Annotated in this window: 28 protein-coding genes; 9 read left to right on the forward strand and 19 right to left on the reverse strand. The window is 59.0% G+C overall.

Annotation, left to right across the window (positions count from 1 at the left end; all coding sequences use genetic code 11):
• Positions 1-11: 11 nt before the first annotated feature.
• Both QZY07_RS04120 and QZY07_RS04125 read left to right on the forward strand, forming a co-directional pair.
• Positions 12-1433, forward strand: coding sequence for a glutamate--cysteine ligase (locus QZY07_RS04120; protein ID WP_295399999.1), 1422 nt, complete (start codon positions 12-14; stop codon positions 1431-1433).
• A 116-nt stretch (positions 1434-1549) separates the two neighbouring features.
• Positions 1550-2584: a M14 family metallopeptidase gene (locus tag QZY07_RS04125; RefSeq protein WP_295400000.1), complete on the forward strand. Its 1035-nt coding sequence runs from the start codon at positions 1550-1552 to the stop codon at positions 2582-2584.
• A 47-nt stretch (positions 2585-2631) separates the two neighbouring features.
• Here the strand turns inward: QZY07_RS04125 and QZY07_RS04130 are convergent, their stop codons facing one another.
• The 17 genes from QZY07_RS04130 to crtD (QZY07_RS04210) form a co-directional block, all read right to left on the reverse strand.
• Positions 2632-4062, reverse strand: a complete 1431-nt coding sequence (locus tag QZY07_RS04130; RefSeq protein ID WP_295400001.1) for a BCD family MFS transporter — start codon at positions 4060-4062, stop codon at positions 2632-2634.
• Positions 4059-4898, reverse strand: a complete 840-nt coding sequence (locus QZY07_RS04135; protein WP_295400003.1) for a YdcF family protein — start codon at positions 4896-4898, stop codon at positions 4059-4061. The genes QZY07_RS04130 and QZY07_RS04135 overlap by 4 nt, the downstream gene beginning before the upstream one ends.
• Positions 4899-4932: 34 nt before the next feature.
• Entirely contained in the window at positions 4933-5913 is a 981-nt protein-coding gene (gene lipA, locus QZY07_RS04140; RefSeq protein WP_295400005.1) for a lipoyl synthase, read from the reverse strand.
• 119 nt (positions 5914-6032) lie between these two features.
• Positions 6033-6605, reverse strand: a complete 573-nt coding sequence (idi, locus tag QZY07_RS04145; protein ID WP_295400007.1) for an isopentenyl-diphosphate Delta-isomerase — start codon at positions 6603-6605, stop codon at positions 6033-6035.
• Positions 6602-7954, reverse strand: coding sequence for a RuBisCO large subunit C-terminal-like domain-containing protein (locus QZY07_RS04150; RefSeq protein WP_295400009.1), 1353 nt, complete (start codon positions 7952-7954; stop codon positions 6602-6604). The genes idi and QZY07_RS04150 overlap by 4 nt, the downstream gene beginning before the upstream one ends.
• 3 nt (positions 7955-7957) lie before the next feature.
• Positions 7958-8386 carry a secondary thiamine-phosphate synthase enzyme YjbQ gene (locus QZY07_RS04155; RefSeq protein ID WP_295400010.1) on the reverse strand — a complete coding sequence of 143 codons (429 nt, stop codon included), beginning with the start codon at positions 8384-8386 and terminating at the stop codon, positions 7958-7960.
• An 82-nt stretch (positions 8387-8468) separates the two neighbouring features.
• Positions 8469-8690 carry a light-harvesting antenna LH1, alpha subunit gene (pufA, locus tag QZY07_RS04160; protein ID WP_295400012.1) on the reverse strand — a complete coding sequence of 74 codons (222 nt, stop codon included), beginning with the start codon at positions 8688-8690 and terminating at the stop codon, positions 8469-8471.
• 110 nt (positions 8691-8800) lie between these two features.
• The gene (gene pufA / locus QZY07_RS04165) at positions 8801-8929 is read right to left on the reverse strand and encodes a light-harvesting antenna LH1, alpha subunit (protein WP_295400013.1); all 129 of its coding nucleotides are present in this window, start codon (positions 8927-8929) and stop codon (positions 8801-8803) included.
• 83 nt (positions 8930-9012) lie between these two features.
• Positions 9013-9159, reverse strand: coding sequence for a light-harvesting antenna LH1, beta subunit (pufB, locus tag QZY07_RS04170; RefSeq protein WP_295400015.1), 147 nt, complete (start codon positions 9157-9159; stop codon positions 9013-9015).
• Between the two features lie 173 nt (positions 9160-9332).
• A complete protein-coding gene (gene pufC, locus QZY07_RS04175) occupies positions 9333-10442 on the reverse strand; it encodes a photosynthetic reaction center cytochrome PufC (protein ID WP_295400017.1) in 1110 nt (369 codons plus the stop codon).
• Positions 10439-11413, reverse strand: a complete 975-nt coding sequence (gene pufM, locus QZY07_RS04180; RefSeq protein ID WP_295400019.1) for a photosynthetic reaction center subunit M — start codon at positions 11411-11413, stop codon at positions 10439-10441. The genes pufC and pufM overlap by 4 nt, the downstream gene beginning before the upstream one ends.
• 16 nt (positions 11414-11429) lie before the next feature.
• Positions 11430-12266, reverse strand: coding sequence for a photosynthetic reaction center subunit L (gene pufL / locus QZY07_RS04185; protein WP_295400021.1), 837 nt, complete (start codon positions 12264-12266; stop codon positions 11430-11432).
• Between the two features lie 117 nt (positions 12267-12383).
• Complete coding sequence (gene pufA / locus QZY07_RS04190) at positions 12384-12584, reverse strand: light-harvesting antenna LH1, alpha subunit (RefSeq protein ID WP_295400023.1); 201 nt, start codon at positions 12582-12584, stop codon at positions 12384-12386.
• Between the two features lie 76 nt (positions 12585-12660).
• A complete protein-coding gene (gene pufB, locus QZY07_RS04195; protein WP_295400024.1) occupies positions 12661-12801 on the reverse strand; it encodes a light-harvesting antenna LH1, beta subunit in 141 nt (46 codons plus the stop codon).
• 539 nt (positions 12802-13340) lie between these two features.
• Positions 13341-14156, reverse strand: a complete 816-nt coding sequence (locus tag QZY07_RS04200; protein WP_295400062.1) for a carotenoid 1,2-hydratase — start codon at positions 14154-14156, stop codon at positions 13341-13343.
• 92 nt (positions 14157-14248) lie between these two features.
• Positions 14249-15736, reverse strand: a complete 1488-nt coding sequence (crtD, locus tag QZY07_RS04205; protein ID WP_295400027.1) for a 1-hydroxycarotenoid 3,4-desaturase CrtD — start codon at positions 15734-15736, stop codon at positions 14249-14251.
• Between the two features lie 153 nt (positions 15737-15889).
• Positions 15890-17377, reverse strand: coding sequence for a 1-hydroxycarotenoid 3,4-desaturase CrtD (gene crtD / locus QZY07_RS04210; protein WP_295400029.1), 1488 nt, complete (start codon positions 17375-17377; stop codon positions 15890-15892).
• Between the two features lie 229 nt (positions 17378-17606).
• Here crtD (QZY07_RS04210) and QZY07_RS04215 point away from each other — a divergent pair, with 229 nt between their 5' ends.
• The 3 genes from QZY07_RS04215 (at position 17607) to pufA (QZY07_RS04225) (ending at position 18639) form a co-directional block, all read left to right on the forward strand.
• Complete coding sequence (locus QZY07_RS04215; protein ID WP_295400030.1) at positions 17607-18011, forward strand: hypothetical protein; 405 nt, start codon at positions 17607-17609, stop codon at positions 18009-18011.
• A 212-nt stretch (positions 18012-18223) separates the two neighbouring features.
• A complete protein-coding gene (gene pufB / locus QZY07_RS04220) occupies positions 18224-18370 on the forward strand; it encodes a light-harvesting antenna LH1, beta subunit (RefSeq protein WP_201097150.1) in 147 nt (48 codons plus the stop codon).
• A gap of 26 nt (positions 18371-18396) precedes the next feature.
• Positions 18397-18639, forward strand: a complete 243-nt coding sequence (pufA, locus tag QZY07_RS04225; RefSeq protein WP_295400033.1) for a light-harvesting antenna LH1, alpha subunit — start codon at positions 18397-18399, stop codon at positions 18637-18639.
• Positions 18640-18997: 358 nt separating this feature from the next.
• On the opposite strand, the gene QZY07_RS04230 is transcribed toward pufA (QZY07_RS04225), so the two are convergent.
• Positions 18998-19186 carry a DUF2892 domain-containing protein gene (locus QZY07_RS04230; protein ID WP_295400035.1) on the reverse strand — a complete coding sequence of 63 codons (189 nt, stop codon included), beginning with the start codon at positions 19184-19186 and terminating at the stop codon, positions 18998-19000.
• Positions 19187-19423: 237 nt separating this feature from the next.
• Here QZY07_RS04230 and pufB (QZY07_RS04235) point away from each other — a divergent pair, with 237 nt between their 5' ends.
• From pufB (QZY07_RS04235) to pufA (QZY07_RS04250), 4 genes are all read left to right on the forward strand, one after another.
• Positions 19424-19558 (forward strand): light-harvesting antenna LH1, beta subunit, encoded by a 135-nt coding sequence (pufB, locus tag QZY07_RS04235; protein ID WP_201097139.1) that lies wholly within the window; start codon positions 19424-19426, stop codon positions 19556-19558.
• A gap of 35 nt (positions 19559-19593) precedes the next feature.
• On the forward strand, positions 19594-19836 hold the full coding sequence (pufA, locus tag QZY07_RS04240; RefSeq protein ID WP_295400037.1) for a light-harvesting antenna LH1, alpha subunit: 243 nt from the start codon (positions 19594-19596) through the stop codon (positions 19834-19836).
• A 325-nt stretch (positions 19837-20161) separates the two neighbouring features.
• A complete protein-coding gene (pufB, locus tag QZY07_RS04245) occupies positions 20162-20296 on the forward strand; it encodes a light-harvesting antenna LH1, beta subunit (protein ID WP_201097139.1) in 135 nt (44 codons plus the stop codon).
• Between the two features lie 34 nt (positions 20297-20330).
• Entirely contained in the window at positions 20331-20591 is a 261-nt protein-coding gene (gene pufA / locus QZY07_RS04250; protein ID WP_295400039.1) for a light-harvesting antenna LH1, alpha subunit, read from the forward strand.
• A 540-nt stretch (positions 20592-21131) separates the two neighbouring features.
• Here the strand turns inward: pufA (QZY07_RS04250) and QZY07_RS04255 are convergent.
• Positions 21132-22535: a BCD family MFS transporter gene (locus QZY07_RS04255; RefSeq protein WP_295400041.1), complete on the reverse strand. Its 1404-nt coding sequence runs from the start codon at positions 22533-22535 to the stop codon at positions 21132-21134.
• Between the last annotated feature and the right edge of the window lie 319 nt (positions 22536-22854).

Genomic DNA, 22854 nt, shown 5'->3' on the forward strand with positions numbered 1-22854 from the left:
GGCACGCGCGCATGGGCCAGGCAATCGCCGCGACGCAATTTACGCAACACGACTTCGCCGTGTTTTCCAAGCGTCTGCGCCAGGAGACCCGTTTGCTGGAGCGCTGGTTCGCGGACGGCACGCTGGAAGACGGGGAGCCGACCGTCGGCTACGAGTTGGAAACCTGTCTGGTCGCGCCCGACATGCTCCCCGCGCCACAGGTCGACGCCTTGCTGGAGCGCGCGGCGGATCCGCTGGTCGTCCCTGAACTCGCCACCTTTAATGTCGAGTTCAATGGGACCGCAACCCGCTTACAGGGCAATGCGCTCTCGCGTCTGGCGGGAGAACTGACCGCGACGCTGGAGCGATGCGACCGCGCGGCATCGGACCTGCGGGCTCGCCTGACCATGGTCGGCATCCTGCCGACGGTACGCCCAGAACATCTCGCCCTTGACTTCATGACCCCGCGCGAGCGCTATCGCGCACTCAACGCCCAGATCTTCGAGCTGCGTCACGGACGCCCACTGCAACTCCTCATCGAAGGACGTGATCGTCTCGATCTGGAGTGGCGCGATGTGATGCTGGAGGCGGCGGCCACCTCCTTCCAGCTCCATCTCAAGGTCAAACCGAGTGAGGCTGCGCGCGTTTATAATGCCGCGAAAGTGGTCAGCGGCCCGTTGGTGGCGATCAGCGCCAACTCGCCCTATCTTTTCGGTCGCGATCTCTGGGACGAGACCCGCATCCCGCTGTTCGAGCAGGCGGTCTCGGTGGGCGGCCCCATCCTTCAGGAGCGCGCCAATTTCGGTTTTCGCTACGCCGAGCGTTCGATCCTGGAAACTTTCCGCGCTAATCTCGACCGTTATCCGGTGCTGCTCCCTCAGCTGATGGATGCGCCCCCGGAGCGACTCGCCCATCTGTGCCTGCACAATGGCACCATCTGGCGCTGGAATCGTCCGCTGATCGGTTTCGATGCGTGCGACCGTCCGCATCTGCGTATCGAACATCGGGTGATGCCTGCCGGACCCACGGTGGCGGATGCGATCGCCAATGCGGCACTCTATTTCGGTCTGATGCGGAATCTGGCGCGGGACGCAACACCGCCCGAGTCCCGGTTGCTTTTTTTACATGCGCAGAAAGGTTTCTATGCCTGCGCCCGCGAGGGACTGGCAGCGCGGATCCCCTGGCTGGACGGACAGACTCTGCCCGTGACGCGGATCATCCAGGACGATCTGCTGCCGCGCGCCAGACAGGGGCTTGCGGATCTGAGGATCGATCCGGCGGAGATCGATCATTGGCTCGGAATTATCGCCGAACGCCTTAAAACAGGTCAGACCGGAGCGCGCTGGCAGCGCGCCTGGGTTGCACGGCATCAGCCGGACATGGCCGGTCTGACCGCAGCCTATCTCGCGCATCAAGAAAGTGGCCAGCCGGTTCACCGGTGGACGTTAGACTAGCGCGACCCCATATCGATGACTGTGGGGCGGGTTTGAGACCTGCTCACTCGACACACCGCGTATCATCTGATGAACGCGGTTTCATCCGTTCAGCCCTCGGATTCCGAACGCCCTCCATGCTCAAGCAATTCGACGCCCTGCCCGACGGACTCCTGGACGCGGAGAGCCACCAACTGAACGCATGGCTCGGCGCGCCCACGCTGATTCATGTATCCGGCGCGCGCGAACCGGCGCTGTTCGTCTCCGTGCTGATGCACGGCAACGAGACGGTCGGCTGGGACGCGATCAGGGATCTGTTGAACGCGCGACTCGCCCGCTTCGGCGAGCTGCGTCTACCCCGCTCGCTCACGATCTTTATCGGAAATGTCGCCGCCGCAGCCAGCGGTGCGCGTCATCTCCCTGATCAACCCGATTACAATCGCGTCTGGCCCGGCTCCGTCACGCCCCACACACCTGAACACGACATCATGGCGCGCGTCGTTGACATCATGGCCGAGCGGGGGCTTTTCGCGAGTCTGGATCTGCATAACAACACCGGATTCAATCCCCACTATGCCTGCATCGACCAGATCGACAATCGCATTCTTCACCTTGCGACACTCTTCAGCCGGACCGTCGTCTATTTCAAACGTCCGACCGGTGTCCAGTCGCAGGCAATGGCCCGGCTCTGCCCGGCGGTCACCGTGGAGTGCGGCAAGGTCGGCGAACCGCAGGGCGTCGAGCATGCACGGTCCTTTATCGACGCCGCGCTGCACCTGAACGACATTCCCGATCATGCGTTACCGCCTCAGGACATCGACCTCTTTCACTCCGTCGCGCAGGTCACGGTACCTGCCGAGGTTCGCTTCAGCTTTTCGTCGGACGAGGTCGATCTGCGCTTGAACCCGGCACTGGAGCACTGGAATTTTTGCGAGTTGCCGCGCGGCACGGCCTTCGGACAGCGACTGAATGGGAAGGCTGCCCGACTGGAGGTTCGCGACGAACAGGGGCTGGACGTGAGCGACCGGTACTTTCACATGGAGGACTCCGAACTGCGCCTGTGTCAGCCCGCCATGCCATCCATGCTCACCCGCGACGAGACCATCATCCGCCAGGATTGTCTCTGCTATCTGATGGAACGCTATCGCGAGCATCTGCCGCAACGGCGCTAAACCGCGTCAATGGCGACGGTGGCGCGGATCGCTGCTCCGCGCAGGGTCTAAGGAAGCTGATCCAGCCCAATCGTCGACGAGGATCGTACCCTCTTGTCCGCCGCGCGGAGCACGAGCGGCGCGATGACGATCAGCGTCCCCAGCAGCAACAGGATTTCGACAACATAGACAAACGCATAGCCGATCACGGGGCCGGTCAAGTCGGGACCGAGCGCTCCGGACTCCGCGAATCCGGACACCACATCACGCATTCCTCCGCCAAACGCCATCGCAACCCCGCTCGCGGTCGCCTGAACCGCGCCCCAGGCACCCAGCGCGAGACCGCTGTGGCCACCTTCGGCCAGGTCCATGGCCGCGGTCAAGGTGCCGACGGCAAAGAGACCGGCGCCAAATCCGATCAGCGCGGTCCCGAATCGAAAGAGCGAGGTCGATCCCAGCGACGCCGCGAGGATCACCGCCGCGAAGGCCACGAGACCAACAACGCCCCCGATGGCCGACAGCCGATAGGTATTCGCGCCGCGGCTCAAAACACGCCCCGCCAGCGCGAATGCCGCCAGGGTTCCGCTCGACAGCAGCGCGGTTAGCGCCGTGGTTTGAGAAACCGTCATGCCCAGGATCTGACCGCCATAGGGTTCGAGCAGGATGTCCTGCATCGTGAAGCCCGCCGTCCCAAGACCCACCACCACCAGCAAACGGCTGGCCCGCCCGCCCTGCGAAAATGCCCGCCAGGTTTCGAGAAAAGGCGGACGCTGGATCGGCGTGGCGGCGCGGGTTCGATCGATGGCCTCCTGTTTCCACAAGGCGACCAGATTCAAGAAGATGGTTGCCGCCGCGGCGCCCTGAATCAGTTGGATGAGCAATTGCGGCGTAAAGTTCGTCAGCAATTGTCCGAACAGCAAGGAACTGGCGAGCATGCCGAGTAACAGGGTCACGTACAGTAAAGCCACCACGCGCGGGCGTTTCTCGACCGGGGCCAGGTCAGTGGCCAGTGCCAGACCCGCCGTTTGAGTCGTATGCAAACCCGCGCCGACCATCAAAAACGCCAGGGCCGCGCTGATGGTTCCCAGGAGATTCAGGGCGTTGTCGGTATCGGCCAACAGCAGTAGGGCGAACGGCATGATGGAGAAACCGCCAAACTGCAAGATGCTGCCGATCCAGATGTAGGGGATGCGGCGCAGGCCAAAGGCCGAACGGTGATAATCCGAGCGGTAACCGATCAAGGCGCGCAACGGCGCGAAGACCAGGGGCAGCGCCACCATGGTCGCCACCAGCCAGGTCGGAACCCCGAGTTCGACCACCATGACGCGATTGAGCGTGCCGGTCAGCAGGACCATGGCCATGCCGACCGAGACCTGAAACAGCGACAGACGCAGCAATCGACCCAGCGGCAGATCGACCGTCGCCACATCGGCGAAAGGCAGGATCCTGCGCACCAACTGGCGCCAGAGGAGTAACCGTGATTCGGTAGGGCGACTCATGCGGTAAACATCTCCGGGAGATTGGTGTGACTGGCAACGGTCGGCGGACGCTCGGAAACCTGCGGCGGCCCCTGTATCCAGGTGCGAATCTGATACCAGACACGCCCCACATGCTCGTGAATGGCATAGTAACTCAGCAGAAAGGCCCGCGCGGACGGCAACCAATCGCGGTAGGTCAATTCCGCCCGCCAACCCGGGCGATGTGCGAAACCGGTCGGTGCGGGCGTGACCGTCAGACCGGTTCCCGCGAAGGCGTCGACGGCGCGCGGCAGATGCCAGGCGTCGCTGACCAGCAGGATGTGGGTCATGCCATCGCGTTTCAGCAATTGAGCCGTGTAAGCGGCATTCTCCCAACTGGTTCGACTCTCCGATTCGATCGCCGCGACCGCGATCCCATAGTCAGTGCGCAACAGGTCGGCCATGAGCACGCCCATCGACTGCGGCTCGTCGGGCAGGTGCCCCCCCGAGACATAGATGGGAAAGCCGGTGATTCGAGCGAGGGTCGCGCCATAGCGCACCCGCCGGAGGCTGGCATCGTCAAGCGTATCGCCCCCATACTCGGGCGCGTCGGTCACGCGCCCGGCGCTCAGAATGACGATGGCCTGCGCCGCGGGCGGAATCGGCGTGTCTGGCCTGCCAAGGGCTGGATACGTTTCCAAGGGTTCCATGAGCAGGGTTCCGACCGGCGGCAGCAGCATCAGGGTCAGGATGGTCACGGCGACAAAGATTAGCAGGCGCCCGAGAACCCCGCGCACCAGAAAAAACGCCGCGGTTAGCATCAGAATCAGGATGCCGGGCGGCAGCAGGACACTCTTGAGGATGCTGTACACCATCATGCCGATTCGATCCTCTTCCCGACGCGCGCGCGGATCAGGTTGTCGCGATGACGTCGCCCGCCTGGCGATCGGCATGATACGAGGAGCGCACCATGGGTCCACTGGCGACATTGGAAAATCCCATCACAATCCCGAGTTCGCGCAACTCGTCGAATTCAGCGGGAGTCCAGTAACGACTGACCGCGAGATGATCCCGGCTCGGCTGAAGGTACTGCCCCAGGGTCAACATGTCGCAACCGTGGGCGAGTAAATCGCGCATGACGTCCAGCACCTCCTCGCGTGTCTCGCCAAGTCCGAGCATCAAGCCGGATTTGGTCGGTACCCTGGGATGGCCGACCTTGAATGACTGAAGCAACCGCAGCGATCCGGCATACTCCGCGCCGGGCCGAGCACGCCGATAGAGTCGCGGCACGGTCTCCAGATTATGATTGAAGACATCGGGCACGGCATCGCCCCGGAACTCGGCGAGCGCCACCGCTTCCCGACCCCGAAAATCCGGAACCAGAATCTCCAGCCGTGTCGCCGGATTGCGGGCGCGAACGGCACGCAGACAATCCGCGAAGTGCCCTGCCCCGCCATCGCGCAAATCGTCCCGGTCGACCGAGGTAATGACCACGTAACGAAGACCCATGGTCGCGATGGAGTGCGCCAGATGCGCCGGCTCGTCCACATCGGCGGGTTTGGGCCGACCATGGGCGACATCGCAGAAGGGACAGCGGCGGGTACAGACATCGCCCAGGATCATGAAGGTGGCGGTTCCACGCTGGAAGCATTCGCCCAGATTCGGGCACATCGCTTCCTCGCAGACCGTGGTTAGCTTGGACTGTCGCAGCAAACCCTTGATGCTCGCCACCTCCGAACCCAGCGGAGCCCGGGCGCGAATCCAGCTTGGCTTGCGGAGAACTGCGCCGCCGAGATCGACCTTAACGGGAATCCGCGCCAGTTTGTCCTGACCCCGCTGATGGGTTTCTGGCGTCGTGCGCGAGGGTGCGCTCAGTGCATCGAAATCGGACATGAAGACGCTCGCGGGGACAGATGCTTCAAGACATGGATACCGCGTCACACCGATCGCCGCTGGCGACCGCGCAAGGCCGGGTCCGCTCACAAGAGAAGTCAGGTCATCCTGGGCGCGATTCAATCGACCAGCAATTTCCCGATCAACAGATGGAACCAGGGGGTAAACCAATCCGGATGTAATCGCAGGGCGCGACGAATGGCCGGAACCGCCATCCAGCGCCAAGCACCAATCTCGGACGGATCTGGTTTGGGATCTCCCGTATGGACGCCATGAAAAATGTGCAGGTATTCATGCTCGATCAGTCCCGAGTCCCGATCCTCGGCGCGATAGATCAACTGCGTGCGCTCGGTGAGCGGCGCGCGGATCCCGAACTCCTCTTTCAAACGCCGGCTGGCCGCCATCGGCGTCAACTCGTCCGGCCGCGGATGTCCGCAGCAAGTATTCGACCAACGCAGCGCGAAATGATATTTGCTTCTGGCGCGCCGCTGCAGCAACAGATCGCCCTGGGCATTGAACACTAAAATCGAAAAGGCGCGATGGAGTTGACCGTCGCGATGCACATCCAGCTTACCGGACGTGCCCTGCGCTCGATCGTTCTGGTCCACGAGGATCACTTGTTCCACGGCATCGCGCTTTCCGGCCCGCTCCAACGCATCGGCGGCCAGGGGTGGAACCATTCTAGCGCTCAAGATTGACCTCCAGTGCATGTCCCATCGGACTCGGATGAATGCGCCGTGGCGGCATGTCCAAATGTTTCGATTGCCGCCCGCAGTTCCTCATGCCGCACGGCCTGCTCCTGAAGAGAAACGCCAGCGGCAATCGCCTCCCATGCCTGACGAATACTCGCCGCCCCTCCGCGAGGCCCCATCGGATGCCCGAAAACGCCACGTCCTGGGACAAAACCGAAATCGACGGTTCCCACCTTCTCGAAGACCTTGCTTAATGTGCCGGCCCAATCGCTCCCGCCAGGAACCGGCAGACTGCGTTTGATCGCCCCCATGGGCGCAAGACAGGCATCGACATTCGCGCGGACTTCTTCGTCCGAGGTGTGCATCCGCTCGCCAAATCCCGGCATGATAATCGCGTCGAACCCGGCAAGTCGCTGGAGTTTGGCGAACACCCTGGAATGGACGCCAAAGTGAGCGAGACGACTGAACGGCGCAATGAAGGGGAAATGAGCGATCAGCGGGACGCGCGCGTGCCGACGTAGCATCCGCACCGCGCTCAGACCAACGGGCATTGCATTGACCAGCAGTGCATTGGCGCCGTTCGCGACCGCCAGATCATGCAAATCGAGCAGTCGGTCAACCTCGTCGGTGATGTTCGCAAGATACATCTTGCGGCATCCGGTTTCCTGTTCGGCCCGTCGTCGCGCCGCACCCAGCAGCGCCGAACGCTGGTCCAGCGGACACCATGGAGTATCGGCCAGCATCTCATCGTCCTTGGCAATATCAAGCCCACCAAGCCAGCCTTCATAGCCCAGATCGCTGAATGACTCGGGAGGCAGTCCGATATTCGGCTTGATCACGCCAAAAAAGATGGGCCGGTCATACACCTGAAGCAGATCGCGAAGACCCTCGACACCAAAACGAGGCCCCTCGAACTCCGCCAGGTATGCGTCCGGAAAACGAATATCCAGCAATTTGACGACCGGTGCGCCAGGCGAAAAAAAGGTGCCTTCGCCACAGACCGCGCTTAACAGGTTCGGGAGACGTGGACCGAAATTTCCGTGGGGATGTGCGATCGTCACACGGCATGCCTGCACGCCACCAGCCCGCGCGCCGCCAATCCCGTAGCTAAACTCGGGCCACCCCGACTCCAGTAGGGTCAGATCGATGACACGGGCGGCAAACCGGGGTCTGAGATCCTCGGAGCATCCAACTCGCCGCCACTGCGCGGTTGACTGTTCGGCACAGAAATGCGCCACGGCAACCCTCGGATCGCCGGAACATTCCAGGTAGTAATCGAGGTGAAGATAGGCATCCTGGTCCAACGCATCCGCATCGGCGAAAAAACCCGAGCAATCGGAATCCTGCATGCGCTAGCGTTCTCCGGCGAGTTGCACCCGTAACGTTCGTTCTTCGCGAGGACCGTCCAGTTCTATAAAAAAGACTGACTGCCAACCGCCTAATAGCAATTCCCCGTTCGAGACCAAGATGGTCTCAGAGGCATTCATGAAGAGCCCCAGCAGATGTGAATGGGCATTTGGCCGCCCGTCGACTGGGTTCAGATTATGCCGATATTTAGCATCGCAAGGAACGAGCGTAGTCAGAAAATCGATCATATCCCGTTGCAACAGCGGCTCGCTTTCATTCAAGGCAACGAATGCTGTCGTATGCGTGGAGCAGATCGTCATCTGCCCATTCTGTATCCGATTCCGGGCGAACATATCCCTGATCCGATCCGTAATATCAAGGATTTCGATCCGCGCGGAGGTTCGCAATGAAATGTGATCACAAAGAAAAAGCATGATCGGTAGCTGCGTTATCACGACAACGGACAGGGTGAGCTAACAGCATTTCCCCGCCCGCCGGCGCTTTCTGCCGCTAAGGTTAGCGACCTTGTGGCAACGGGACCATCTGGGCGGCGGCCGGAGGCAAGACCTCCGAACTTTGAAACCAGTTGAACGTCGGGCTACTGAACAGGAGTAAATGGATTACAAAGGCCAGCGTGAACATGGACCCTACGATGCCCATGACGAGCATACGCAGGTCGAAGTACTGCCAAATCTGCCACATTTTTTGCATTGATGATGTCTCCCGAAACAGGTTCATCCTGTTATCCATTCGCGCGAGCTTATCCACAAGGGAATGAGGAGCATCAAAGGGCACGCCGCTAGGCGTACCCTAGGATGCTGAGAATGCCCTGATGTGGACGCTAGCTGCTAGCCGAGCCAATTGAAAGCTGGGCTGCTAAGCAGAATGAAGTGGATCAATAGCGCCAGCACGAACAGAAAACCAAGCAAGGCAACCAAGCTTCTACGGGGATCGAAAATCTGCCAAATCTTATGCATTTGTATTCTCCAGTCTCTTATGGATGGGCGCTGCGGAAACCAACAATCGCCCGGTCGGTCACGAACATTAAAATCCTAGACTATTACAGCCAAGGACGCCACAACCACACGAGGATGTGTGCGACAACCACGATCCCCGTGAACGCGACGAAACTGGACACGAAGATGCCATGAAATTCTTTCGCTTCATCTTCGGTCAGTCCAGACATCGAACGGTTCTCGTTAGCCATTGGACGGTTCCTCATTGTTCATCGGGGATGGCTTGCGGCACTGACACAAGCCGACCCCGATCACTGTCCGCAGATGCAGCCCTGATGAGCGACTTCCGCGACTTTCACTCCGTCTTTCAACGCCGGAATCCGGCGCCAAAAGGCTTCCTTGCCAACTTAAAACAACCATCAGGCTACAGCTTTTGCGCGGTCGGCACAGCCACTTCAACGGGCGCTGTTTCAACGGGCGCCGGTTCCATGGGGGCCGCCGCATCAGGTGCCACTTCCGGCGCTGCCGCCTTGGTGGGGCCTGCAAGGGCAGGATAATCCTTCAGCATCTGCGCCGCATAGAGCGGTTTGTATGCGCCTTGATGGCAGGTCACGCAACTGACCTTGAAGGGGTCGCCATAGGGACCCTTGCGCGAAGCGGGAAGCACGTCATTCAGGGGCCAGAGATAATTCTGGTTGATGTCGCGCACATGACGGATCGCATACCAAGCCGTCGTCCGCTGCGGTCTACTCTGATCCCAGGCAAAGAAAGACCTGGTATTGTGGCAGAAAGTGCAGTTGACGCCCATCGCATCGGAGATCTGCATCATCAACGCATAGGTCCATTCCGCCTGTTTGATTGACGTGTTGTTTCCGGATGGCAATGCCGTCGTACCAATCACACGAATATCGTTTGCCTGGTCGAGGAACGGGGTAAACGGATCATAGGGCAAGGACGAATAGGCGGCGGTGGAGGCCGCGATGTTCTGCCCCGTCGGATTCACCCCAGAAGGCTGCCCCGGACCCGGATCAGTCACCCAAACGTACTTGGGTACTGGATTTCCGCGATGGCAGGTGTAACAGGTTACACCCGTATTCACCACATGAGCTTTCCAGTCCGCATTCGTATTCTGGGTCATCTCGAACATCCGACGCGAGACTACCTTGGTATAGATGTTATCGGATGCGAAATCGCCAGGTACATGGCAATAATTACAGCCTTCCTTCGGCGAAACCCAGAGTGTCACCGCCACCATCAGCCGGGTGAAGTCGGCAACGCTGAGATCGCTCAGAACCTGTACGTTCTTATAGACATCCGCCACCATGGGGCCACCCGGCGCTGCTGCCGGAAGTGGCTCGGGTGGGATGTTTTCCTTGACACTCGCCGCAAGGAGTCGCGGATTGTAATTCTGCTCCATCCCCAAGCCACGATATCCGACTTGCACAACTTCTGGCGGCGGACGCTCGCATCCTAAAAGGAGGACGGAAGCGACAACTGCGACCAGCGGGACTGATGCATGTTTTGCAAATTTCATTGCGACACCCCCTGCAGCGTATATGGGTCTTGGACGAGCACATCGATCGGATAGCTCGGCGCGACACCATGCTTGACTGCCCAGAGATACCAGTTATCGACCACCGTGCCGGTCAACAGGATGCCAATTCCAGCGGTGATGACCGTCAAAACCGCGAACCACCAACCCCAGCGATGGATTGACTCCATCGAGGCGTTGAAGCCCATGGTCCAGCGCCAGAACAGCGCGGCTCGTTCAGCCGCCGTCCCACGATCCACGATCTGATCGATTTCCCGGTCCCCACCGTAGCGACTGACCGCCAGGATGGTTGCGCCATGCATTGCGAACAGCAGGGCCGACCCATACAGGAACACGATCGAGAGCATATGGAAGGGGTTGTAATAGAGATTACCGTAGCGAATCGAGAATGCCGCCGTCCAATCCAGATGAGGGAAGATGCCGAACGGCACTGCCTCTGCCCAGCTACCCATCATGATGGGGCGGATGAAGCCCAGGCTCAGATAGAAGAAGATCGCCGCGGCAAACGCCCATGACAGATGCTGGCTCATACCCAGTGCTTCGGCGCGCATGTAGGTGCGAACCCACCACAGTAGGATCGACACGGTCAAGAAGAAACCGGCAATCAACCACCAACCACCTTCGGAGAGAGGCGGTATGCTCAATCCATATTGCGGCGCGGGCGGTTCAAGAGCCAGCCAGAACAGATTCTTGACGAATTCGATCGGGCTCCAGTCGACGGATGCCAGCATGTTAAAACCGATAATCTCGATCGCGAAGAAACCAAAGATTAACGACAAGGTACCGGCGAATCCGAGATAGAAGGGTCCAATCTGCGCGTCCCCAATCTTCCCCAACCAATAGGAGAAAAACGGCTTGCCAATCCGCGGCAGATTCCCTTTCGGCAGCGGCACACCAGGATAAGCCGGAGAGCGCACCTGCACACTGTTAAAAATATTCTGATATTCAGGCATTGTAGTCTCCTAGATCCTACCAGAGTGGGAGCTCAAGCCACCAGTTCCACCATTCCGGCCATCCGCGCGTCCAGAAGGGTCCACTGATAACAATACAAACCGCACTCCAGAACACGGCGCTGAGGGCTAGGAACAAGCCCAAGCGGTGAATGGCGAGCGCACCGATGGAATAGCCAACGATATCGCGGAAGAAGGTATTCTCATGCTCACTGGTCTTGACGGGCTCGCCTTCCTGTGGATTTGTCACCGAAAGAATTAGCGATCCGTGCATCGCAAGCGCCAAGGCATTTGTAAAGAAGAAGGTAATCGCCAACATATGAGCTGGGTTGTAATGGAAATGCAGGAATTGGTACCCAACATTCGAGACCCAGTCGAGATGACTCATGATTCCATAGGGAAAACCATGCCCCCAACCGCCCAGCAGAATGGGACGAATCACCACAAGCGTGATGTAGGCGCCAATCGCGAAACTGAAAGCAAATGGTACGTGGAATCCGATCCCAAGCTTCCGCGAGATTTCAATCTGCCTCAGTGCCCAGGAGACAAATGCACCGATCGCGCAGAAGGTGATGATCTGCCAGAGACCTCCCTCCGTCATCGGCGCCATCCCCAAACCGTAACTGAGATCCGGAGGAGCGATGCTGATCTGCCAAATGTTGAAGGTCTGGAGTTCAGCGTTAGGACCGAGGGTGGCACCCCAGACGATCAGGAGCGTTCCTAGCAAGGCGAAGAAGAACGCCGATACTCCGAAGAAGCCGACGTAAAACGGCCCCACCCAGAAATCGAACAGATCTCCCCCGATCAGCGTCCCGCCACGGACGCGGTATTTTTTCTCAAAACTGAGCATGGCCATTGTAAAACCCTCTGCTGGGGAGGCAGCCTGGCCGGATGCCTCCTCTTAGCACTGTCGGCGGTAGGTGAGGTTTGCCATGGGGCCTTCTCTCGCCCGCCACCCCCGTCAAGGACGCGATTACCGTTGCGGCACAACCGGCGCCACTTGCTGGACCGAAGCGGCGGGGACGCCGTCTTCGAGCCAATTAAAGTTGGCGGTGCTGAGCAGAATCATGTGAATCGCAAGCGCTAGGATAATCAGAAATGCGAACAGCGCGATCAGGACACGACGCGGGTCCATGATCAGCCAGATCTTCCACACGTTTTCAGACGGAAACATTATTTTCTCCTCCGATTAAAACAAAACGGGTACATCAGTTGCTGGCACAGTCCAGCACCAGCTTTTCCCGAAATGATTACAGCCAGGGCCGCCACATCCAGGCAAGAATGTGCGCAAAAATGACGATCCCGAAAAATGCCGACATACTTTGCACAAAGAAGCCGTGAAATTCTTGGGCTTCTTGTTCAGTCAGACCGCTCATGCTGGTGTCAGACATTACAAATCCTCCAAATTTTAATATATTTCATTAGGTTATGCTGCACTTTGCCCGTGCGGCAGAGGCGCCATGGACCAACCCACCACGGCAAGGAAACCACTCAGTACACACAGGCACAAGTCCCTTTGATCTAGCCCGCTAAGCAAGGATCCTGGAAGCGGTTCCCCTACTCCATGGCAAAGCCCATGCGGCACATGTCAAACTCTCCTTGCTTGGCACCACGCCCAACATTCAGTCGATCCTAGCGGGATCAGCGGCAGCGCAGAGAGCCTGAAAAAAAGCCCTGGAACCTGGATCATGGCTCCGAGAGATTCAGCCAGAACCTTCCGGAGTGGTTTGATTCAGGTGTCAGTCTAGCTTGACTGACGCAGATGTCAATCTACATTTACACATGATTTTTAGACATCTTGCTATAACCTGCCCGACCTCAACGTCAGGTGGCTAAATGCACGCGGCTTAAACCGAATCGAGACAGGGGGCGGCAGCCAGCGGCAGCCGCCTTTAGATGGCATTCGTGAGACCAGATGGACTCTGCGGGGTCAGCGTCTTGGCATCCGATAGGGGAGCAGGTGCTGCACCCAACCCGAGCGAAAGCGGTCCAGGGACAGGCTCTCATGAACGGCTTCGACTGGCCGGCCCAGTAATTGGGAAGAGATCACGGAGCGGGAGTAGAAGGGCGTGTCCTCAAGCGTCTTGACGACGCGCGGCGGCCGGCCAGGATCCGCCTGACTGCCACGCGCGACCCGCCAGATTGGCGTCCGGGGCAGACGATGGTTCGGCGGCGGTTCGAATTCGCTGATCGTCCCGTCGGCCCCGAAATGAAGCGCAAGCGACAGGGGTTGGTCATTGCGCCGATCGACGTTGTAGAGGATCGCACTCTCCTCGCCCATCCCCGCCCGCGACCAATCCCAGTAGACAAAGGCGTCTTCCAGTGGCTCATCGCCCCAATTGCGGTCGAAATAGGCGTGCCCGGTCCAGCGGATCTTCGGGCGTTCGAGTTCGACCTCCACGCGCGCGCTCGGTGCGATCGGGCGCCAGCGATGCCGCCCCTGGCTGTCGAGGGTAAAGCTGCGTTCGTTCACGAAGGTTGGCGTCAGATGGATCTTGCCGCGCACACGCTGCGGGATGGGCGTGCCGATCTCGTCAAGCTGGATGGTCAGCGACTGATCCGCATTCCAATGTATCGAACTGGGTCCGATCTTCAATGCCGCGGCATCCTGCGACACGGCACCGGCCCGGCGTTCGGTCATGGTCCAGCGGCGCTCCTCGCCGTAGAGACAGACATTCATCGAGCAGTAGTCATGCGGATCATCCTGACCACGGCGGCGACCCTTGAAATAATAGGGCGAGAACACGCTGCCGATGAACGCAATCAGGGTCAGGCCATGGCGGCCATCGTCGCTCAGCGCGTCGACATACCACCAGGCATAGCCGCGCGGCGGTACGGTCAGGTCGAAGTCAGGTCCGCCAGGAGAGCCTCCGCCGCCAGGCGCCCCGAGATGGCCGCCATCGGCAGCCCCGGCCCCGGATGCACGCTGCCCCCCGCCAGATACAGCCCCGGCACCTTGCTGCGCGCCCCCGAGCGACTGAACGGCCCCCGCCATCCGTGCGATGTTCGCCCGTACAGCGCTCCACCGGTGCCCGGAAACAGACGCTCGAAGTCCAGCGGGGTCGTCCTGACCAGATTGCCCGGATGCCTGTCGACCCGCAGGCCACAGCGTGCCAGCAGTGTGAATGTCTGCTCCTCGCATTGATCGATCTCTCTCGCTTGAAGGGGATTGGTATCGCCGCGTGCCGGCGCATTGACCAGGCACATCAGCCGCTCGGGACCAGCTCCGGCCGCCTCGCCCAAATCGTCGCGGTCCTGGGCGCAGACATAGACGGTGGGTTCGTCCGGAAGCCGGCCATGTTTGAAAATCGCGTTGAACTCAGCCGGGTAATCACGGCAAAAAAACACATTGTGGCGCACCAGCGGAAAGCCCGCCGTAGCCGCGTTCAGACTCCATGTCATCGCCGACAGCGAGCGTGCGGAAACGGGACGAGGAAGCACCGCGCGTTTGGCCGAAGCGCCCAGGAGCCCAGCCGCGAGCGCGGCCGAGTCGGCATTGCAGACGACGGCATCGGCGGCAAACCGCTCGCCATTGTCCAGCAGGACACCACTGACGCGACCGCGGTCGATCAGGATTTCGCTGACGCCAACGCCATAGTGAAACTCAACGCCGCGCCGGGATGCCAGCGATGCCACCGCCTCGGGTAAACGCTGGATGCCGCCGTCCACCATCCAGACACCGCCCTGCTCAACATGAGCGACGATCCCGAGCGTCGGCGGCGCCAGAAAGGGCGACGAGCCAACATAGGTGGCATAACGACCAAACAACTGGCGCAGGCGGGGGTCGGGAAAGAAACGGCCCAGATCACGCCACAGCGTCGAATAGGGTTTCAGTCTAGCAACATTGAGCAAACCCGAGTCCAGAACCAGCGATAGCGGCGTCGGACGGCCTTCATAGATGAAGGCATGCTCCAGCGTGCGATACATGTCCGCCGCGCGACCGCAGAAATCGCGAAACAGCCGCGCCTGGACGACACCGGAAAAATCGCCGATCGACTCGACCGAACGCTCGACATCCGCATAGAGATCCAGGCGTTCATGCTCGCTCCAGGCGTGTCGCGCGAGGATCTCAGCCGGTCGCAACCGAAGGTGGTTCGCGAGCGACTCGCCCGCGTGAGCGAAAAGCTCCTCGAAGACTGAACGCATGGTCAACACAGTCGGACCGGAGTCGATGCGCGCCTGATCAATCGTCAGTTCGCGGACCTTGCCCCCGACCGTTTCCCGCGTTTCCACGAGCGTGACCTTCAGTCCGCCGGACGCCAGGCGCAACGCCGCCGCCAGTCCGCCCATCCCCGCGCCAATCACAACCACTCGTTTTTCAGGCATATGCATAACTCCGTGACGGCACAGCACCCCCAAATACTCCAGCGTCAGAGCGGACCAACGCTGGAGAGGGCGGTTCCATCGCTTGATAACACGGAGTCAGGACAGGCGATCGCATGAAAGATAGAGAAATCCTGTTGGCGCCGAGACTTCTTCTTATCCGAACTGAGTCAAGAGCGTGGTCGCCGCGATGCGCCCCGAGATCGCTGCCATCGGGATGCCCGGCCCTGGATGGACGCTGCCGCCGGCCAGATACAGCCCCGGAATTTTGCTCGTGTTGCCCGGTCGATCGAAGGAGCCAAACAAACCATGTGTCACCCGCCCAAACACCGCGCCACCAGACGCGGGATAGGCTTTCTCGAAATAGGCGGGGGTCGTCACGGCAACCTCCTCGCTCTCTTCCAGGGTGAGTCCGCAGTGTGCCAGCAGGGACATGACACGCGCCTCGCAGCGCCGAATCTCTTGTTCGGAAATGGTCTGCGTGTCACCACGGGCCGGCGCATTGACCATCACCAGCAGACGCTCGGGCTCCACTGGCTCGGGAGCATTGGGGTTGCCGCGATCCTGAGCGCAGATATAGACGGTCGGATCGATGGGCAGCCGCAGTTCGTCGAAGATCGCCTTGAATTCCGGCGCGTAATCGGGGGGAAAGAAAACATTGTGGTATTGCATCGGAAAGCCCGCAGGCTTTGCAAGCAAATTCCACGTCACCACTGAGTGCGAGCGTTTGCTCGGTGGGATGCGGGGAACCGCCTTTTTCACCCCATCGCCGAACAGGCCCTCGCCGATCGCGGAGGCGTCGGCGTTGTAAATCACCGCGTCGGCCGGAAGGCGCTCGCCGCCTTCCAGTCGGATGCCAGCGGCTCGCCCGCCTTCGACGAGGATCTCGGAAACCTGCTCGCCATAACGCAGCGTGACGCCCTTCTCCTCGGCGAGGGCCGCGAGCGCTTCCGGTAGCCGGTGAATACCGCCGTCGACCGCGTAAACGCCGCGGCTCTCGACATCGGCGACCAGCATCAGCGTGGCTGGCGCCAGATAGGGTGACGCGCCGACATAGGTCGAATAGCGGCCAAACAGTTGACGCAGACGCTGATCCTTGAAGTAACCGCCGAGGGCCTGCCAGAGGGTGAAGACCGCCTTGATCCGCGTCAGCTCACCGATGCCGCTCCAACCGAAGCGACCAAAGATGGAGAGCGGTGTCGGTTGCGTCGAACGGATGAAGGGGCCTTCGAGTGCGTTGAAGACCCGCTTCGCGTGCTGCGTGAAGCGACGGTAGCCATCCGCCTCGGCAGGGCCGGCGAATGCCGCGATCGCCTCGGCCGAGCGCTCCTGATCGGCGAACAGATCTAGCCGCTCATCCAGGCTCCAGGCATGGCGGGCGAGAATTTCAGCCTTATGCAGCGTGACGCGCTCGGTCAGGGACGCGCCAGCCTCCGCGAAAATCTCCTCGAACACCCATGGCATGGTTAAGACGGTGGGGCCGGTATAGAAGCTCTGTTCGCCCACATGCTGCTCGCGCAGCTTGCCGCCCGGACGATGGCCACGCTCCACGACAGTGACGTCAAAGCCATTGATTGCCAGCTTCAGGGCCGCGCTTAAGCCGCCCATGCCTGCTCCGATCACGAGGATACGCTTGTTCCGCATGCGCTTGCCTTGCCTGCTCAAAATGAATTGAATGGAATGCCCGTCTGGATCTTTAGCATGGCGCTGCCTTGCCAGATCAGTGTCAATTGAGTTCAAATGATTGTCCAGTTCACTGGACATTCGACCCCGTGAAGTCTACATGACAGACGCCGGCTTGCACAGCCGGGAGCCCCCCGTCTTCCGCGCGGCCTGTCGGCATCATTACGATCATTAGAGAGAGGAAGTATCGTTGAACTACGCAGCAAGAAGTATCTGGCCCGAAAAGTCCTCCGCCTGGGAGTATTTAGGCGCGGCGGAAAGCATTGAGGATTTCGCCTTGATGTACGCCACCGACAAGACGCTTGCGGTTGGCACCGAGTTCGTGGTCATCGAAAAGGCCGGCGCCGATTCGGACATTCAGTTTTTCAAGGTCAGCCGCGCCGAGCCCTACGCCTTGATCCCCGCCTCCCCGCGCGTCGAGAGCGCCGCCACGCCGGACGACCCTCAGCAGCCCGCGCCAAAGGAGCAGAGCATTAGTGAGGTCTGGTACGCCATGTTCCATCATTTCCTGTTTTTCGGCAAAGCCACAGCGACGGCGTTTATCCTGTTCCTCGCCTTGATTTTTATCGCGAAATGGGGCTTTAACGCCTGGTGAGAAGGCGCCCGCGGCAGCCTTTGCCAGCACCACTGTAAATAAATCTTGACACAGGCGATTGTCAGGCTAGACTAACACTCGTGCATTGCTGCTGGGTCGAGTCCCGCGAAGGGTTAAATGACAACACCAGCTCAACAGCAAGCCTCGTTACGCATCCCCTGACAACCTAATCGATAGGGTGCGTGTCACTTACAGCTAAAGAGGATAAGACAATGGCAGAAATGTCGAAGAATCTGTCGGGCCTGACCGATCAGCAAGCAAAAGAATTCCATGAGCATTGGAAGCACGGCACCTGGAGCTGGGTCATGATCGCTTCAGTTGTACACGTCGTCACCTGGGTCTATCAGCCCTGGTTCTAAGCTTATAACCTACTAGGAGTTTTTCGATGCAAGTACCTTATTTGTTAGCCGACCCGACCGTCACCGCTCCTAACCATCCTGAAGAGGATTGGAAAATCTGGACCGTGATCAACCCAGCCACTTGGATGGTGCCTTTCTTCGGCATCCTGTTCATCCAGATGTGGATGATACACAGCTATGCCCTGTCGCTGCCGGGCTACGGCTTCAAGGATTCCGTGCGCGTTGCCGCGCCTGTCGCCGTCGTCGCTCCCGCGCCGTTGGCTCAGTAAGGCATCGTAGGCTTTCGAGCGGTTCGGCAATCGTTGCTGCACCGCTCAGCTTCTCGTCTCTATCTGTTAGCGATCACTTGAACGATCGCTCACCAGCCGAACATTCCTCGCTGTTCTTCATCTGCGATTCCTTTGCCTCGAAATTTCCTGTGCCGCCTTATGCACCCATCGAAGCATCGCTTGTGCAATAGGGCGATCATCCGCCGCAATCAAACCATCTCCCTCGCACCAGCAGACGTCGCTATTAAGCGATTTCCGAAAAAAAGCCTACCCGTTTGCACCATCCCTTCGTTCGTCTTTAACGACGGGAAAAAAGCTGCAAGCCGGCAGGCTGTTCGACAAAAATCGCCTTACCCCGTTACTTCCCAGTGGTATCGATATTCATCGGGACATAGCTCGGGCACCAACGCAGATACGCGGTACCAACTAGTACCAGACCGATCAGCCCCAGCAGGTTATGATCGATAAGGCCCCACAGCGCGATCGCTACGCCAGCAACGAAACGGATATTGCGGTCAGTGTCGCCAATGTTTTTAGTCATGTTCATGTCGAAACCCCTAATCTTTATGTCATGTTTGAACGAGCTACCCGATCGATACCATCAGGAGCCAGATGGGCTGGTGGAAAAAGTCCAGCATCCTTGTGTAAATAAATCTTGACACAGGATAGTGTCAGGTTAAACTAACACTCAAGGCATCGCAAGCAGACATGCATCATCGAACATGGCTAGCGAGCCCACACTGGCCAGTACGGCCGATTCAATCTTCTACTGGAGGCATCTGCAATGGCTAATCTGTCAGGTTTGACCGACGCGCAAGCGAAAGAATTCCACGAGCATTGGAAGCATGGCACTTGGAGCTGGGTGATGATCGCGTCTGCGGTCCATGTCGTCACCTGGATCTATCAGCCCTGGTTCTAAGAACAACTTCAAGTTCAAATTTAAGGAGATATCCAATGCAAGTTCCTGTTATGTTTGCCGATCCGAGCGTCGCAGCGCCTAACCATCCCGAAGAAGATTGGAAAATCTGGACCGTGATCAACCCGGCCAACTGGATGGTGCCTTTCTTCGGCATCCTGTTCATCCAGATGTGGATGATACACAGCTATGCCCTGTCGCTTCCGGGCTATGGCTTCAAGGATTCCGTGCGGGTTGCCGCTCCCGTCGCCATTGTCGCACCTGCGCAATTGGCAGAGTAATACCGCTAACGCGGCTTACCGAAAATGGACGGCGCAATTGCCCTCGTGACATGCGCCGTGCTACATGGGATCGGGCACAGAAAGGAAGCGTGATTTGTCTTTTGGCCCACCGGTTGACGAGGATTCTTGGCAGCGGTTTGGCACGAAAATCCTCAAATTTATATGTAAATAAATCTTGACACAGGATATTGTCAGGCTAGACTAACACTCAGGGCATCGCGATACGGATATTCACCTTCAAACAGGCGAATCGTGCTGCGACATACTTCGCGAAGCCTACACAGGCCAGTAAGGCCACTAAATTCTACTTCTGGAGGCATCTGCAATGGCTAATCTGTCAGGTTTGACCGACGCGCAAGCGAAAGAATTCCACGAGCATTGGAAGCATGGCACTTGGAGTTGGGTGATGATCGCGTCTGCGGTCCATGTCGTCACCTGGATCTATCAGCCCTGGTTCTAAGAACAACTTCAAATTCAAATTAAGGAGATATCCAATGCAAGTTCCTGTCATGTTTGCCGATCCGAGCGTTGCAGCGCCTAACCATCCTGAAGAAGATTGGAAAATCTGGACCGTGATCAACCCGGCCAACTGGATGGTGCCTTTCTTCGGCATCCTGTTCATCCAGATGTGGATGATACACAGCTATGCCCTGTCGCTGCCGGGCTATGGCTTCAAGGATTCCGTGCGCGTGAAGACCCCTGTCGCCGTGGCTGCACCTGCTCCTGTAGCAGCGCCTGCGGCTGTCGCTCAATAAGCGACATCATTTGATGCACCAGTGTCCGGATTCATTGAATCCGTTACTCTAAGTATCGATGATCGAACGGATTTGGCCTCTTTTGATTCATGAATCAAAAGGGGCCGAATCTGTTTTGTCTAGTCGGCACCAGAAACATCACGCCAAATCCGTTCAATCGCGACATGACACGAAGAGTCGCTCGCCGCATACATAACCCGCTTACCTTCTGACTGATCGCCTGTCCCTCCCGCGCTGGATCATCGGATTCATCGTTCCGATCAAGACCTGCCACATCTTTCAGGACACGTTACCGGCCATGGAGAACGAAGTCCGGTAGTTCTCAGTAAGAGTGCGCGTGCGTGCTGGTCGAGCAAAACAGCGACGGCGGTATACAAAGCACGTCCCACCGCCGCCAAGCCTCGTTAAGTTGGTCCGAAGTTTTCCGGGCATCGCCTGAACGATCACGCTGTTCCAATCATTCTGGCGGATGCGGCTCGCAGGGTTATGCTCAAACCGAGAATGAACGCCCCGCCTATGGGGGCGCCGGCGAAACGCGGTTCAAGGCATCTGATCGAGGCCGAACTTTGACGGGGGTTGCGACCCATCACGCCGCGAACGCATCACAAGCGGCAGGATCACGACCAACGCCGCGATCAACAGGACAATCTCAACCACGTAGACGAGGCGATAACCCAATGATGGGTCGATGATGTTTGGACCCAGAGAACCAGAGATCGCGAAACCGCTGACCAGATCCCTCACGGCCCCGCCAGTGGCAATGGCCAACCCCTGACTGGTTGCCATCACGGCTCCCCAGGCGCCCAACGCCAGACCTGTATGCCCGCGTTCCGCAAGCGCCATCGCTGCCGTGAGCGTGCCGACTCCAAGCAGACCAGTACCAAAACCAATCATGCTGGTTCCCACCCTGAAGAGCATTGGCGATTCGGCGGTGGCGGAGAAGATGACCAATGCAAAAGCCAGGATCCCAATGAATGCGCCAGCGGCGGCAAGGCGATAGGAATCGCCGCCATGGCTCAGCAGGTAGCCAGATAAAGCAAACGCCAGGAATGTGCCGCCCGCAAGCATTGCGGTTAGCGAGGTCGTCTGCGAGACCGTTAACCCAAGAACTTGAGCGCCATAAGGTTCGAGCAGGATTTCCTGCATGCTGAATCCGGCGGTACCAAGACCGACGACCACCAACAAACGGCTGGCGTGGCCGCCTTGAATGAAGGCGCCCCAGGTCTCGCGAAAGGGTGGACGCGGGATATTGGCCACGGCGCGCTTCAAATCGATCGATTCCTGTTTCCACAGCGCGATCACGTTCATGATGACGGTGGCCAGCGCCGCAGCATGGACGACCTCAACCAGGCGCTTATGTGAAAAATCTTGCAGGAGATGACCAAACAAGAGCGCGCTGACCACCATGCCGAGCAGCAACATCGCATAGAGCAGCGCCACCACACGCGGACGCTTTTCGGGGGTGGCCAGATCGGTCGCCAGCGCAAGCCCCGCGGTCTGCACCGTGTGCAGTCCGGCGCCGACCATCAAAAACGACGCCGCCGCGAAAAACTGCCCGATAAACGCCAGATTGTTGGAAGGATCCGCCAGAATCAGGATCGAATACGGCATGATCGCGAAACCGCCGTATTGCAGCATGCTGCCAAGCGCAATATAGGGGACACGACGCCAGCCAAACGCGGAGTGATGGTAATCCGAACGGTGACCGATCAATGCCCGCAGCGGCGCAAACACCAAGGGTAACGCGACCATGAGCGAAACGAGCCACGCCGAGACACCCAGTTCGACCACCATGACCCGGTTGAGAGTGCCGTAGAGCAGCACCATCGCCATGCCCACGGAGACCTGAAACAGCGAGAGACGCAGTAATCGGGTGAGTGGAAGCTCTGTCGTGGCTGCGTCGGCAAAAGGAAGGGCTATGACAAAATTGAGTAATCGTTTCATTCCAGGGGAAGCTCCAACACTTGTCGGTTGCGGCTCTGGCATCACGCCAGCGGCATCGGACACCGACATGGTCGCTCTTTAGCGATCATGTCAGAATGCCCGACCAGTAATCTTGACATCTTAAGCTTGGGCAGTTTACCTGACAGTCGCGGACTTTCACAGCCAACAGTCAGATGTCCAGTAATGCTCAGCGCGGTCTTAATAGAGTGAGAAACCCTTGATAAATCAGTCCTTCCATGAAGAGTTTTCCGTTCGTCCCGACAGGTATGCCAGACGCGGTTCAATGATATGTAAATAAATCTTGACACAAGCAATTGTC

Origin of the sequence: uncultured Thiocystis sp., from assembly GCF_903866365.1 — a bacterium.
GTDB lineage: Bacteria > Pseudomonadota > Gammaproteobacteria > Chromatiales > Chromatiaceae > Chromatium.